We start from the raw sequence: 13,762 nt of genomic DNA, 5'->3' as shown, positions 1-13,762 counted from the left end.
GAGTGTTTCTCACTTGTTTGTCGGGTCGGACGTCCGGGGGCAGGCGCTGCCTGCCAGAACCAAAGCGCCCGCTTTGAGAAATTGTCCGCCCTTTGTTGATTTTCCGAAACCTGGCTGACAATACTCCTCTCATGGACAAGAGAGACCGCGCCGAACTTTTTCGTGAACGCCTGTCGGATGCACTCCGCAGCCGGGATATGAACCGGTCGGACCTGGCACGCGGGGCGGGCCTCGACCGGTCAACGGTATCCCAGCTGCTGTCGGAAGATGCGCCGCGCCTGCCCAACGGACAGGCGCTGGCAGCCATTGCGACCGCGCTCAGCGTTTCCTCTGACTGGCTGCTTGGCCTGTCCACCCACCGCGGGGCTGCGGCCGAAATCCTGGATCAGGCAGTGCAGGTGGCCGAGACCGACCGGCATCCTGTTGATGAACACCTGCTTGCCTGGTACCGCGACGCGGTCGGGGCGAAAATCCGGCATGTGCCGGCAAATCTGCCGGATGTGCTGAAGACCGAAGCGGTTCTTGCCTTTGAATACTCGGGTGAGACACTGCGCACCGCCGATCAGGCCATTACCGGCACCCGGGACCAGAGAGCGCTTCTCAGCCGGGCTGAGTCGGACATGGAGATCGCTCTGTCAAAAGAGGCCTTGGAGGGCTTCGCGCGTGGGGAGGGGATGTGGCAGGGCTTGCCGGTCGATCAGCGCCGCGAGCAACTGGAGGTCATGGGCCGCACCTTGAGTGAGCTTTATCCCTCGCTGCGTCTGCATCTCTTCGGCGCCACGGACCGCTTCTCTGCACCTTTTACCGTCTTCGGTCAGAAGTGGGCGGCGCTCTATCTGGGGCAGCGCTACCTTGCCTTTTCCAACACACGGCATGTCCAGCTTTTTGCCAGCCATTTTGACGACCTCGTCCGCCATGCGGTTATTCGCTCCCATGAAGCGGGGGACTTCGTGGGTGGGCTGGCAGGTCAACTCGCCTGACGTTCCGCCCTAGACATAGGGGAAGGTTCGGCCTTCGAAATCATGCGAGTGGCCCGCATGCGCCCGTCTTTCGTCCGTGCCACCGCCATGTCCGGAACCTTTCCTTGAGCAGAAGGCGGACGGATGTCCTGCGCCGTCAGGCGTGGTGGCCGGACTTTGCGGCTTCAACCGACTTGACCGCACTAAAACTTTCCGCTTCCGCCATTTCCCAATAGGTCGAAAAGCCCGGAATGTTGTGCGATTGCTCCAGAAGTGCGCCCTTCTTCAGCCAGTTGAGGGCGACGCTGGCCGGCATGATTTCGCGAAGACCCTCGTGCAGGTAGACATGCTCCGGCTTGAATTCGTTCGGATGGCTGAGCCCTGCAGCGGCGGAGAAATCCCGGAGCGACTTGAGGGTGTTGTTATGGAAGTTCGTGACACGCTGAGCCTTGTCGGGAACCACCAGGGCTTTCTGGCGCTTGGGGTCCTGTGTGGCGACACCGGTCGGGCAACGGTTGGTATGGCAGTTCTGGGACTGGATGCAGCCGACGGCGAACATGAAGCCACGAGCGGAGTTGACCCAGTCGGCTCCAAGTGACAGGGCGGCGGCAATGTCAAATGCGCTGATCAATTTGCCGCTGGCCCCAATGCGGATATCCTCGCGCAGGCCCGTGCCGACCAGACAGTTGTGAACAAACGTGAGCCCTTGGCGCAGCGGAGTACCCAGATGATTGGCAAACTCCAACGGCGCTGCGCCTGTGCCGCCTTCGGCGCCGTCAACCACGATGAAGTCGGGTTTGATGCCGGTTTTCAGCATGGCCTTGACGATGGCCATAAACTCCCACCGGTGGCCGATGCACAGCTTGAAGCCCACCGGTTTGCCGTCGGAAAGGTCCCGCAACTTGGCAATGAAGTGAAGCAGTTCGATCGGAGTTGAAAAGGCGGAATGGGCGGCGGGCGAAACACAGTCCGTACCGACCGGAACTCCCCGCGCTTCGGCGATTTCTTCCGTCACTTTCGGCCCCGGCAAAAGGCCGCCATGACCCGGCTTGGCGCCCTGGCTCATCTTGATTTCGATCATCTTGATCTGCGGATCTGCGGCCTGCTTGGCGAATTTGTCGGCATCGAAGTTGCCATCATCCGTGCGGCAACCGAAATAGCCGCTGCCAAGCTCCCACACCAGATCGCCGCCGCCCTGCCGGTGATAGCGCGAAACGCTGCCTTCACCGGTGTCGTGATAGAAGTTGCCCGCCTTGGCCCCCTTGTTCAGTGCAAGGATGGCATTGCCGGAAAGCGAGCCGAAACTCATGGCCGAAATGTTGTAGAGGGAAGCGGAATAGGGATGCTTGCAGTCCGGTCCGCCGATGGTCACCCGCATGTCTTCTCGGTTGTGCGGCTTGGGACAGATCGAATGGTTCACCCAGGCATGGGACGTGTCGTAAACGTTGAGTTCCGTCCCGAACGGCAGAACATCCTCGATGTCTTTCGCCCGGTCGTAGACCATGGAGCGCCGCTCGCGTGAGAAGGGGCGGCCATCCTGGTTGCTTTCAAAGAAATACTGGCGCAGTTCGGGGCGGATCGACTCGAACAGAAAGCGGAAATGACCGGCCACCGGGTAGTTGCGCAAGATCGCATGACGCGTCTGTCGAACGTCGTAATAACCGATTGCCGACAGGACGGCAAAGATCAGAAAGGGCCAGACGAAGTAGCCGCTCAGGGCTAACGTTAGGACAAGTCCAACGAGCGCGAGGGCGATGCAGAGAATGAAAACGGTATAACGGGCGGGAAACACGGACCGGTGACTCCTTTTCGACGGGCTGACTAGTTGTGTCAGGCTGCAGCCAAAAAGGAAAGAGCGATCAACGCCGTTGACCGCTCCAGGGGGCGAAATCAGACCATGTGGTGAACGTTCAGTTTGTTGCCGTCCGGATCCCGAAAATAGGCGGCATAAAAGCCGTTGTCGGCGCGTTGGCCGGGTTTGCCTTCATCTGCTGCGCCCAGCTCGATGGCCTTGCGGTAGACCGCGTCAACCTGCGCGCGGCTGCTGGCCGACAGCGCGATCATGACACCATTGCCGACGGTCGCCAGTTTGCCGTCATAGGGAATGTGCACGGAAAAGGCGGCACCAGCCGGCTGACCGGACCAGACGATGAAGTCATCAAACTCCATCAGCCGTTGCCCGCCCAGTTCGGCGAACAGAGCGTCATAGAACGCTGCTGACCGCTTCAGGTCATTTGTTCCCAAGGATGTGTATCCGATCATGTCTTGCTCCTGAAAAGTGATGTGCGGTGCCGGCACGATCGATTTAGATGTTTGCAAAAATGATTGGAATAGGCAGAAATGAGCCATGAATTTTCAAATTTGAAAGATCTTGATGGACTGGAACTACCTTCGAACGTTTCATGCGGTTTCCGAGACCGGCAGCCTCGCAAAGGCTGCGGCAAAGCTCGCTATCAGCCACGCAACGGCGTTCCGGCACATCCGCGCGCTGGAAGACCAGCTAGGGTCCAGATTGTTCGAAAAGGTGAAGGGCCGTTACGGCCCCACCGAGGCGGGAACTGAAATTCTGGATCTGGCGCAGTCCGTCGTCGTCGCGATGGAAGACATCGACCGGCGGATTTCGGGCGCGGACCTGGCATTGAAAGGGCGCATTCGGCTGACGGCCCCGGCGAGTTTCGCGCTCCACTTTCTGCCTGGATATCTTCTGGACTTCAAAGCCCGGTTTCCCGACATCACGGTTGAGCTACTAACCTCGAACGAGGAGATGAACATGTCCAGCAGGGCAGCCGAGATCGCCCTGCGTGTCACAACATCTCCGCCCGAACACCTGATCGGACGCAAGGTCGCCGATATCCCCTGGGCCTACTTCGCCAGTCAAACCTATCTGGATCGCAAGAGCAGTCCGGCAAGTGCCGCCGACCTTTCCTCCCATGATCTGATTGGCGCAAGCGGATTGCTGTCGCAGCGGCCCGGCTTTCTGCAGATGGACAGATCGCTGCGCGACAGGGTCGTTGTTCGCAGTGATGATCTGATGACCATGGCCGCCCTGGCGCGCAAGGGGCTGGGGCTCTGCCTGCTTCCAATGGATGTGGCGCGAGACGGTTTGAGGAAACTTGCCATTGCCACCGAGGTACCGGCAAACGAGCTCTGGGTTTTGACCCATCCCGATCTTCGGTCGGTCGAGCGGGTCGCCTGCATGGCGCGGTTTCTTGCAACGGCCTTCCGGTCCGAAAAGGCATTGTCAAACGAGTAAAGCGGTGATGGACGCAACGGTGAGATCAGGCCGCGGTGTCAGGCGTTTTCGGCGCCGATCATCGTCAGCAGCCGCTTGGCCGTGCCCTGTGCTCCCGGCTCGCCTGCCATCATGTCGGCCGCCCGTTTCGCACCGACACGGTAGACAGGGTCTTCAAGCTGCATCAGGGCCCGGGCAAGTTTCGAGGGTATGAGCGATTTCTGCCGGATTGGGGCAGGCCCGGCTCCGGCCCTGTGAACCCGGTTGCCCCAGAAAGGCTGGTCGCCGAAAACTGGACAGACAAGCGAAGGTTTGCCCCAGCGCAGGGCTTCGTGAGTGGTGCCGGCACCACCGTGGTGAACGACTGCCGCACAGCGTGGGAAAAGCCAGCTATGGGGCGCTTTCTCCAGCAGGAAGATGCGCTTTGACACTGCTGGCGGCAGATCCTTCCCGGACAATCCTCCCCAGCCGGTGGCCAGAATGGCGCGGTGGCCGGTTTGTTCCAGCGCGGCGAGCACGGTTTCAGTCAGTTTTCCGGGGTTCCTGCTGGGCATGGAGCCGAACCCCAGATAAATCGGCGCAGGGCCGCTTTCCAGAAATGCGGCCAGGTCTTCCGGCGGCACATACCCCGGATCGGGTTCGGTCAGCCAATAGCCGCAGGCCCAGGTGTTTGCCGGCCAGTCCGGGGGCGTTGGCACAAGGGCACGGGAAAAAGCCTGGAGGGAAAGAGGCGCCCCGCCACCGGGCATATGACCATCCATCAGATCGCCGCCCAACAGATCGCTGTTTGGGGCTTGCGCGGCTTCTAGTCCTGCGTGGCCTTCAACAGCCTTCGCAAGCGGCGCGATGCCGAGCCGCATCAGGAGACGCCCCACACTATAGCTTTGACGGTTGAGGAAAGGCCCAAGATCGGGCAGCCCGAAAAGGGGCAGGGGGAAGGCGCCTGTTGCGGCGGAAACAGGCTGAAGCACCGTCGGCAGGGCAGGCACGTTCAGATGTCGCGCCACCAGGGTGAGGACCGTTGCCTTCAGGTTGAAGAGAATGAGATCGGGCCGCTCGTGCGTTCCAATATCCCAGAGGCAGCGCGCAGCCTCCTTTTGCAGATCCATGCTCTGGCGCGCTGCGCGGATTTTCCCCTTCAAGGTGAAAAGCGCAGCCTGTGTGTCTTCCCCTCGCAAAAGGGTCTGATAGTTCAGCGGGACGGGCCGTGACCGCGCACCGACGGCCGTGATCATGTCATCGAAGCCTTCTCCCGTCGTCACTACGACGTCAGCCCCGAGCCTTGTCAGCTCTTTGGCAAGGGCAACATACGGCTGAACGTCACCTCGCGTGCCGAGGGAGGCAATCAGGATCTTCTTTCGGGGACTTGGCATCAGGGCCTCGGAGGGGATAGTCAGGCAGGATGTCGGCAGGCCTCCCTGAAATGGCTGTCTTGGCCCACAATTGCAACCTTAACGTGGATCGCCTCAGCCAGAGCAAGGGCGCAGCACGGTCGTTGGAGTACACAATGCAAACCAGATTCGCACTCGGAACGCGCGGGCAGGGGCTTTACGAATTCACTCCTTCAGTGGCGGACTGGCTTGCGGAAACAGGGGCAGACGATGGTTTGCTCACCCTGTTCGTTCGCCACACGTCCTGTTCGCTGCTGATCCAGGAAAATGCCGATCCGGATGTGCAGAAGGACCTGAAGGCGTTTTTCGAGCGGCTCATTCCGCCCGCCGATCACCCTTCCATGAAGTATCTCGTGCACACGCTGGAAGGGCCGGACGATATGCCCGCCCACATCAAGGCCGCGATCATGCCGGTTTCGCTTTCCATTCCTGTCTCCGCAGGGCGGATGGCGCTTGGAACATGGCAGGGGATTTATCTGTTCGAACATCGCGCCCGGCCACACCAGCGCCAGGTCGCTGCGCATTTTCTGCCCGACCGCTGAAAAATGGGTTTCGGGCGCCGGCCGACGCCCAGTCTTGAGAAAAAAGCCCTTTTCGAAAAAAATGTGACGACTATCACATCCTGAAATTTCGGACCGTCTAGAGTGGTGCATGAACCGGAAGTCCGTCTCCGAAAGTCGGTTGAGATTTAGGAGTTTACAAGATGCGCTTCATCATTGTCTTTGCCTCGCTGTTTCTCGCAAGTCCTGCTCTTGCGGACAACGACCCGAACCGCCTAACTGACCGGATTGCAGCGGACCTCGGGATCGAGGAAGCGGTCTTCATCGAGTGTTTCAAACCGGTCAATCCGGAACCGGGCAAACATCCCAGCGGTGCCCGGCAACGCGCGAACAAGTCTATTCTGCTGCCCTGCCTGCAAAGGGCCAATGCCGCTATCACCAACGACAGTCTGGATGCCGTCATGGACAAGTACCGGCCCGAAGGGGCGGTCCGGAAAAAGGATTGCACCCACAAGGCCGCAAACCGCCCAGTGGTGCGGCGCTGTGTCTTTCTGAAAATCGACTGAGGCTTACTTACGAAGCGCCGGCAGGCCAACCCCCGTGCTTACAAAACCGCCATCGGAGGCGATCACCTGACCGGTGACATAACTGGCCTGCTCCGAACACAGGAACGCAATAACCTCGCCGATCTCGGTCTCCGACCCATAGCGGTTGAGTGGAATGGCATCGTGATAGGCGTCGATGATCTCCTGGCTGTGCACCGCCATAGCGAGCTTGGTGCGCACCGGGCCGGGGCAGACGCAATTGGCGCGAATGCCGTATTCGCCAAGTTCCGCCGCCTGTTGCTTCGTCAGTTGGATGACTGCAGCTTTGGATGTGCCGTAGGCGACCCGCAGCGTGGAGGCACGAAGGCCGGAGATCGAGGCAATGTTCACGATTGCGCCACGGGTTCCCTTCAGAGCGGGTATGACTGCCTGGGAGACCAGAAACACGCCATCCAGATTGGTTTCCATCACCCGGCGCCACATGGCAAAATTGGTCTCTTCTATGGGGCCGAATTCCGCAACACCAGCATTGTTCACCACCGCGTCCAGCCGGCCGAACTGTTGCAGGAGATTGGGAATCGTCGCCTCGACCTGATCGGTGATGGAGACATCGCAAACCAACGGAACGGCCCCCTCCAGCCCCTTGGAGGCAATCGCGAGTTCGTCCGCATCCCGGTCCAGCATGGCAACCTGCCAGCCGCGTGCGAGCATCAGCTTTGCCGTCGCAAGGCCAATGCCGCGGGCCGCACCGGTGATGAGAATGGTTTTCTGGGTCATGAGAGCGGGGTCCGTTCGGGGCAGGGATGGGAAAACGCTTGGGTATGCGCGGTTCAGCGCATGGAAATGCACACGCGGATCGCGCCGGCATTGTCCGGCAAGGCAATGTCCTTGTCGTTGATGCGGAAGGCATAGACCCCGGACGGGTCGCGCGTGTTGACGGCAAGCGCGGCAAATTCCGCGAAGGGCACGATGCGGCCAGCCTGGTCACGCACCAGCATTTCGCCGAAAGCGTAGGCCTGGTCGAATTTATAGCCGTAAAGGGGGCCGAGCTTGCGGGCGTCTTCACCGGAGTAACCGCGTGGCCCTACCGCCCTGTACGTGCTGGCAATAACGCTCCAGCCGCCGGAATAGCGCACACCTGTGATCTGGCCGACAGGCAGCGACAATTGCTGCCAGCCGCGTTTGGCCTGAACATCAATGCAATGATCGGCGGCGAATGCCGCGGACGAGAAGAAAACGGGCAGAAGCAGGCAGAGGCGAACAAGGGTCATGGTCTGATCCTAAGTGAACTCGCTCCACAAAAGAACAGCCCCGCGTGCGGGTCAAGCGATGTCGGGTGCGGGCAAGCCGGCACCCGTGATCATACGCAGGTATCGAGCACCCACACCCAAAGCGAAAGCCGGGATCCATCGGCCGGTAAATCAAGGCCCAGCGAGTGGATAAACCTGCCTTTCATCGACTCTGATGGAATGACCGCTATCGGTTGAACTTCAGAGAGCCTTCGTTGAGACGGAAATCAATTGCGTCTTGCTTCGAGCAGCCGGTCGGTGGCCAGTTTGATTTGGTTCAAGTAGCTCTCGTGCCCGGCCACAAGTGGCATGTCGAGGTCCGGTGCCCCTGTCTTTCCGGCAAGCGCGATCTGTGTGCAAAACCAATTGAGAACCGCACCGCGCGGCAGTGTGTCAGCGGGCGGGAAATCCTGTTCAACTGCGGGTGCTTTCTCAATCTCACCGTTGAGCAATTTGGCAGCGAACCCCGGATCGGCAATAAAGGGACGCCCTATCCCGATCAGGTCGGTCTTGCCGCTGGAAATGGCGTCGTTCATGACACTGGAGGATCGAAAGCCGCCGGTGACCATCAGGGGAATAGTCAAGGCTGCTTTGATCGCAGCGGCATAGTCCAGAAAATAGGCCTCGCGGATCTGGGTCGATCCGCTTTTCGAAGCATGCTGGTATGCCGTCGGCTCTTCAAAATTGCCGCCCGAGATCTCGATGAAATCTACCCCCTCTGCTTCCAGCATGACCGCGACTTGAACAGCCTCGGCGTGGTCGAAACCACCTTTCTGGAAATCGGATGAGTTCAGTTTGACGGCGACAATGAAGCCCGGCTCAACCGCTTGTCGAACCGCCTTGACGACCTCGATTGCCAACCGTGCCCTGTTTTCCAATGGACCGCCCCAACGGTCGGTACGGGTGTTTATCCGAGGCGACAGCGCAGAACTCAGAAGGTATCCGTGTGCAGCATGGATCTCGATACCATCAAATCCCGCCTCCTGTGCAATCCCGGCAGACCGCACGAATTTTGCGATGATCTCGTCAAATTCGGCCTCGCTCGCCGGGGTCGGCCTGCCATAGCCGGGTAAATCCAGCTGGACGTCCGATATGGATGTCGGCTGGGCATTTATTGCCTCGGGTGTTTGCCGTCCGGCATGAGCAAGCTGAGCAAGGATTTTGGCACCACCGCTCTTGCCCGCTGCGGCAAGGGCTGAAACGCGCTCCATGTCTGAACCGGGGTCCAGCACGAAATTACCTGCATGTTCGAGGTGCATCCGATCAACAGGTGTGTTCCCGGTGATCAACAGTGCGGCACCACCTGCGCTCCATTGGGCAAAGAGGTCAATCTGGGCTTGCGTCGGATTGTTGTATTCGTCCGCAAGGGCTTCCGACATCGCGGATTTCACGATGCGATTTTTCAGTGTGACACCATTTGGCAGGACCAGAGGTTCGCTGACGTTCATCTCTATAACTCCTTTGCCAAAACACTCAGCACCGCCGCGATTGCGTCTTCGTCCCGGCTGTAAAAGGTCCATTGCCCATGCCGTTCTGACGTGACCAGGCCAGCATCTTTGAGCAGACGCATGTAGGTTGAAACGGTCGATTGCGAGAGGTTCGCCCTCTCTTGAATGTAACCAACACAGACACCGCTTAGATCAGCGTGTTCCGGCAGGGCTGGCGGGAAGTTGGACCGATCCTTGAGCCAGGCAAGTATCTGCCGACGAACTGGGTTGTTGAGGGCTGACAGCGCTTTATCAATATCCATATATCGCAATATCGCGATATACAGTTTTAAAGTCAAGTTATCTGTCTCAACTTCAGAAAAGCAGACGTTCGCGGCGTTGCAGAGTCTTGATAGCTTTGGTCGCGAAGCGGACTTGCCGCAGAAACGGCACATCGATCCTGACCTTGGCTGGTGCCTGGTCGACGCAAACGGCCCTGAGCGGTCGTTCGATCAGTCAGAGGCGAAGGTCAGGATCGAGCCTAGAATCACCGATGCTGCGGGGCGAATGAACGACAGTTTCTGGTATTTCACATGGACCTAGGTCCGACATCTGTTTCGCTCCAAAGCGCAGGAGCGACCTTTTTGGAACGCCCTACCCGTTTAATGAAAGCGCTGCGTTGGGGTGCAACCTACTTGACCTCCTTCGCCGCAAAGAACTCTTGGTCGTAGGCTTCGACAACCGGCACCGCGCCGGTCAGACGCTCGCGCCCCAATGGCGTGATCTCGACGAGCTTCGACCGCTGATCGGCCTTCGACGCGGGCCGCTCGATCAGCTTGTCCCTCTCCAGCCGCATAGCGATCTGCGAGACGTGCATCCGGTCCATGCCGAGGAAGTCAACGACTGCTCGTTGTGTTACGTATTGGCCGTCGCGCGCCATCCAGCCACAGACGGCCAAGATGGCGAACTGCGGCTGCGTCAGTCCGAACGGCTTCAGACGTGCGTTCAAGCCGCGCTGCCAGAGCATGAACTCATGCCAAAGCGTGAACCCCGGGCTGGCCTGCGGCCCTGGAAGGGACGAAGGTTCCCACCTAGTGCCTTGGCCGCTCACTCGCTTTTCGCCGTACTCTCGCCGGCCCGCTTCAGGCCGAGCAGGGTCGCTGGAAGGGTGGCGTCGATCTCCTTGCCAATCAACCGGCGGAATAGGAAGCTAAGAGGGCCGGAGAAGCGCACCAAGTGGGTCGCGGTGGTCTGTGCGTCGTCACCCACCAGATCGTGCCCAAAGAGCATCCGGCACAGCGGCAATTGGCCCTCCATCGTGAAGGAGCGTCCCGGCACGACCTCAGTGACGCGCACGCGCGCCTTCGGCCCTTTCCGGGGTATTAGCCAGCCCGTCGATCCTTCCCGTAACCCGTCAGGCAGAAAGACCTCTTGGGTCTCGCAATCCCATTCAGGCCATGATGCCACGTCCTCGTAGAGTGCGAACACCTCCCCACGGGGAGCGGAGATGGCAATGCTGTGAATGATCGTCATAAAATTCCTCGGATTATAAATGTAAATGTATTTACATTATGCACGGCGCAGCTTGGAACACAATCCATTCCGTTGCCGAGTGAGACGTTCATCCAAGTATAGCCCAACGAGACATGCCGACATTCGAAACTTGAAGTCGAATGGCAGCTCCGTCCGCGCTGCCGCCGTTGGGTTTACGTGCAGCAAATGCCCGCACCCCGCCCTTGTCGGTCATTCGTTCCGACCGCAGCCAAAATCCGCTCTCCACCCAGAATTTCAATTCAAGGGCATCGCGTCGAACGTCTTGGATGCGCTCTTTCGAGACTTCTGCCGCACAATGCGCCAATGGCCGCATTGCCCTTTAGCACACGCGAAGATGTCGATTGTCTTCGAGTAGCCTGTCGGGTCATTACGCTGCTTATGGATGATGTCTTGGGTGAAAGGCAGCATGTCGGGGAACGCTGGTTCCGGATCACGCAAGCGTCACAAAGGCCTGCCTTGCAACTGTTTACGTGAAGGCCCACATCGGGGGTGAACGATGAGGGTCGTTCCACCCCAGACTGGCGCCGGGCTTTGATGAAAAGCTGCGGCGCCTTCTTTTTTCAATTCTTTGAAGTTATGCTGCGCTTTCCGGCGGCAGGATTGCCGCGACAAAAATACACTCCACTGGGCTCCTGGAGGGCAAGGACTTTGTTCCGGAGAGCTTTAGGTGGTGGCCCGCGCCGTCGGACGGGGACGGCGCGGGCTTTAACACCGGCCTGAAAAGGAGGGGCTCAGGACACGGTGTTAGAGGCTGCAGCCAGGATGGCAGCAATCTGGTCTTTCAGATTAAGTCTCTTCTTTTTCAGGTCTTCCAGCACTTCGTCCGAAGTGGGCTCAACATCCGTCTCGATGCGATGCACTTCACGATTGACCGCGTGATATTCGTCCGCCAGCCGGGCAAAATGGGCATCGTTGGTCTTCAACGCATGCAGCTTTTCCGCGGCTTCCGGAAATTCTTCATGTAGTTCGTGTGGCACGTGGCTCATTCTTTCCTCCTTGTAAGATGCACAAGGTGCCGCCAACCCGTTCCAATCACCTTGAGACAGATCAATCCGGCTTCAAATTGAAAGAGCGTGCGGGGGACGGCGCCGTTTTTCGAACGGGCAAGCGGCTGTAAGCCTGTGGAACGGGCCTCCTGGGGCTTCATTCCGGGTGTGGAAACAGGCTCAGCCCGTGACTGGTTTGATGGTTGCCCGGTGGCCAGTTGACGCCGTCGTTTCTTTCAACGTCTGTTCAAGAAGATAAAGGGAGAAGTCGCGAATGGGCATCGGTTTGGCAAAGAAGTACCCTTGCGCATAATCCACATTGCGGTTTCGGAGGGAGGCTAGCTGTTCGAAGGTCTCGACACCTTCCGCACAGACCTTCATGCCATGTGCCGTCGAGATACTCAGAATCGCCTGAACGAAAGCGCCTCGCGCGCAGTCGGTGGTGCTGCCGAGATCGTCGACAAACATCTTGTCTATCTTCAGAAGGTCCGGGTTGAGTGCCTTGATCTGTGCGAGGTTTGAGTAGCCCGTACCGAAATCGTCGATTGCGATCAGGCAGCCGATACTGCGCAGATACTCAAGCGACTTGACGCTGCTTGTCCCGGACCTGATCCCGGTCTCCAGAATCTCGCAGCACAGAGAAAGGCCGGCTTCGGCTGCCATGGCGAAAACGGGTGACCGAAGAACGGTCTGGATCTGGTCGTCTTCGAGATCCGACTGGAAAAAATTGACAGAAACCTTGAAGCCAGGCCGCCCGGCAAGCAGCGGTTTCAGGTCGCGCAGCGCCTTCGTTATGATGATCTCCGTAAACTCCCAGGTCAGGTTCTGCTGCTGGATGATGTTTACGAACTCGTCGGGGAAAAGTTTGCCCTGCGCATCCTCGAACCGTGCCAGAACCTCACAACCGTCGCACTTCATCGTGCCGAGGTTGAGGATCGGCTGGTAGTGCGGTTCGAAACCCTTGCCGCCGTTGAGAACTGCATGGCGGATCCGTCCGGCCGGGCTGTGCCGGTCGCTCACGATCCGTTTCACCTTCAGAAAAACGAGGACACTGGTCATAATGCCGAAAGCGGCAAATATCACGATCAGTGCGATGTTTTGCTGGACGATGCGGCTGGGGGGAATCATGGTCAGGTAACACAGCCTGACATCCCCTTCACCGCAGGCCTGAGCATAGATCCGCCCGAACACCGGGCCATAGGTGTGCCGGTATCGCTCTAAAAGGCCAGCGTTTCCTGTGGCGTGAAACAGAATGGTGTAGGGATCCTGCTTGGCGGACACGTAGAACAGATCGTCTGCCGCCGTTGCCAGATTGCCGGTCTGATAGAAGGAAACCCCGTAGCGGCCCTTCTTGATCACCGTAATCTCGCCAACATCCCGGGCCCTTTCGAAGGGCACCCGATACCAGGTTTGGCGGCCATCACGAAAAAGCTGCGCCTTTTTGGGCGGGCCAAAATCGTGAGCGGGCTCAAACCGTCCGAAACTGGAGGAACAGGCAGCCTTTGTATCCCCATCGGGAAAGAACCAGATGTTGGTGATCTGATTGTCCTTGAAGACGAGCGTGTTCAGCGCCTTCAGGTGCGCATCGCTGCAATCGGCTTCAGGAAGCTTTTCCAGTGTCGCATAGAGCTTGTTACCCTGGTCAATATTGGACAGCCAGATGGCCAAAAGATCGGCTGTCTGTTTTTCCAGATCCCGCTGGCCGTCATAGGCGACACCGGCCCAGGCAATTAACGACATGGCGGCAAGGGTCACGAGGCCTGCAAGACTGCCTGATAATACTGCGCGGATGGTGGGGGAGGTCCTGTGACGTGCCATTTCATTGCCGGTTATTATTCCGCTCAAAATGCACGGGCGGGATTAAGAACGAGTCAATTGT

At 58.8% G+C, this 13,762-nt stretch carries 16 protein-coding genes; 5 read left to right on the top strand and 11 right to left on the bottom strand.

Translation table 11 applies throughout. The annotated features are described in order from the left end of the window. The first annotated feature begins 131 nt into the window (after nucleotides 1-131). Nucleotides 132-980 (top strand): helix-turn-helix domain-containing protein, encoded by an 849-nt coding sequence (locus FMN63_RS14025; protein ID WP_148584576.1) that lies wholly within the window; start codon nucleotides 132-134, stop codon nucleotides 978-980. A 136-nt stretch (nucleotides 981-1,116) separates the two neighbouring features. Here FMN63_RS14025 and FMN63_RS14020 read toward each other — a convergent pair whose 3' ends face one another. Continuing rightward, complete coding sequence (locus FMN63_RS14020) at nucleotides 1,117-2,751, bottom strand: FMN-binding glutamate synthase family protein (protein ID WP_148584575.1); 1,635 nt, start codon at nucleotides 2,749-2,751, stop codon at nucleotides 1,117-1,119. Between the two features lie 98 nt (nucleotides 2,752-2,849). Continuing rightward, the gene (locus FMN63_RS14015) at nucleotides 2,850-3,221 is read right to left on the bottom strand and encodes a VOC family protein (RefSeq protein ID WP_148584574.1); all 372 of its coding nucleotides are present in this window, start codon (nucleotides 3,219-3,221) and stop codon (nucleotides 2,850-2,852) included. Nucleotides 3,222-3,333: 112 nt separating this feature from the next. Here FMN63_RS14015 and FMN63_RS14010 point away from each other — a divergent pair, with 112 nt between their 5' ends. Continuing rightward, nucleotides 3,334-4,212, top strand: a complete 879-nt coding sequence (locus FMN63_RS14010) for a LysR family transcriptional regulator (protein ID WP_148584573.1) — start codon at nucleotides 3,334-3,336, stop codon at nucleotides 4,210-4,212. A gap of 38 nt (nucleotides 4,213-4,250) precedes the next feature. On the opposite strand, the gene FMN63_RS14005 is transcribed toward FMN63_RS14010, so the two are convergent. After that, nucleotides 4,251-5,564, bottom strand: coding sequence for a glycosyltransferase (locus tag FMN63_RS14005; RefSeq protein ID WP_148584572.1), 1,314 nt, complete (start codon nucleotides 5,562-5,564; stop codon nucleotides 4,251-4,253). A gap of 134 nt (nucleotides 5,565-5,698) precedes the next feature. On the opposite strand from FMN63_RS14005, the gene FMN63_RS14000 reads away from it, so the two are divergent. Next, complete coding sequence (locus FMN63_RS14000; RefSeq protein ID WP_148584571.1) at nucleotides 5,699-6,124, top strand: secondary thiamine-phosphate synthase enzyme YjbQ; 426 nt, start codon at nucleotides 5,699-5,701, stop codon at nucleotides 6,122-6,124. A 161-nt stretch (nucleotides 6,125-6,285) separates the two neighbouring features. Next, on the top strand, nucleotides 6,286-6,648 hold the full coding sequence (locus FMN63_RS13995) for a hypothetical protein (protein WP_148584570.1): 363 nt from the start codon (nucleotides 6,286-6,288) through the stop codon (nucleotides 6,646-6,648). A gap of 3 nt (nucleotides 6,649-6,651) precedes the next feature. Here FMN63_RS13995 and FMN63_RS13990 read toward each other — a convergent pair whose 3' ends face one another. From FMN63_RS13990 to FMN63_RS13975, 4 genes are all read right to left on the bottom strand, one after another. Continuing rightward, nucleotides 6,652-7,404 (bottom strand): SDR family NAD(P)-dependent oxidoreductase, encoded by a 753-nt coding sequence (locus FMN63_RS13990; RefSeq protein ID WP_148584569.1) that lies wholly within the window; start codon nucleotides 7,402-7,404, stop codon nucleotides 6,652-6,654. Between the two features lie 53 nt (nucleotides 7,405-7,457). Continuing rightward, nucleotides 7,458-7,898, bottom strand: coding sequence for a hypothetical protein (locus FMN63_RS13985; protein WP_148584568.1), 441 nt, complete (start codon nucleotides 7,896-7,898; stop codon nucleotides 7,458-7,460). Between the two features lie 245 nt (nucleotides 7,899-8,143). Continuing rightward, on the bottom strand, nucleotides 8,144-9,436 hold the full coding sequence (locus tag FMN63_RS13980) for an NADH:flavin oxidoreductase/NADH oxidase family protein (RefSeq protein WP_209001115.1): 1,293 nt from the start codon (nucleotides 9,434-9,436) through the stop codon (nucleotides 8,144-8,146). Then, a complete protein-coding gene (locus FMN63_RS13975; protein WP_286192638.1) occupies nucleotides 9,367-9,702 on the bottom strand; it encodes an ArsR/SmtB family transcription factor in 336 nt (111 codons plus the stop codon). The genes FMN63_RS13980 and FMN63_RS13975 overlap by 70 nt, the downstream gene beginning before the upstream one ends. A gap of 40 nt (nucleotides 9,703-9,742) precedes the next feature. Here FMN63_RS13975 and FMN63_RS13970 point away from each other — a divergent pair, with 40 nt between their 5' ends. Then, on the top strand, nucleotides 9,743-9,946 hold the full coding sequence (locus tag FMN63_RS13970; RefSeq protein WP_148584567.1) for a hypothetical protein: 204 nt from the start codon (nucleotides 9,743-9,745) through the stop codon (nucleotides 9,944-9,946). Nucleotides 9,947-10,034: 88 nt separating this feature from the next. Here the strand turns inward: FMN63_RS13970 and FMN63_RS13965 are convergent, their stop codons facing one another. From FMN63_RS13965 to FMN63_RS13950, 4 genes are all read right to left on the bottom strand, one after another. Then, nucleotides 10,035-10,370 (bottom strand): MarR family winged helix-turn-helix transcriptional regulator, encoded by a 336-nt coding sequence (locus FMN63_RS13965; RefSeq protein WP_148584566.1) that lies wholly within the window; start codon nucleotides 10,368-10,370, stop codon nucleotides 10,035-10,037. Between the two features lie 80 nt (nucleotides 10,371-10,450). Next, nucleotides 10,451-10,876, bottom strand: a complete 426-nt coding sequence (locus tag FMN63_RS13960) for an SRPBCC family protein (protein WP_148584565.1) — start codon at nucleotides 10,874-10,876, stop codon at nucleotides 10,451-10,453. 752 nt (nucleotides 10,877-11,628) lie between these two features. Beyond that, complete coding sequence (locus FMN63_RS13955; RefSeq protein ID WP_148584564.1) at nucleotides 11,629-11,883, bottom strand: HP1242/YdcH family protein; 255 nt, start codon at nucleotides 11,881-11,883, stop codon at nucleotides 11,629-11,631. Nucleotides 11,884-12,063: 180 nt separating this feature from the next. Then, on the bottom strand, nucleotides 12,064-13,701 hold the full coding sequence (locus tag FMN63_RS13950; RefSeq protein WP_148584563.1) for an EAL domain-containing protein: 1,638 nt from the start codon (nucleotides 13,699-13,701) through the stop codon (nucleotides 12,064-12,066). Between the last annotated feature and the right edge of the window lie 61 nt (nucleotides 13,702-13,762).

It is taken from the genome of Stappia sp. BW2, assembly GCF_008107695.1.
Classification (GTDB): domain Bacteria; phylum Pseudomonadota; class Alphaproteobacteria; order Rhizobiales; family Stappiaceae; genus Roseibium.
The sequence above is the reverse complement of the archived record's forward strand: the minus strand, read 5'-3'. Positions and strand labels throughout refer to the sequence as shown.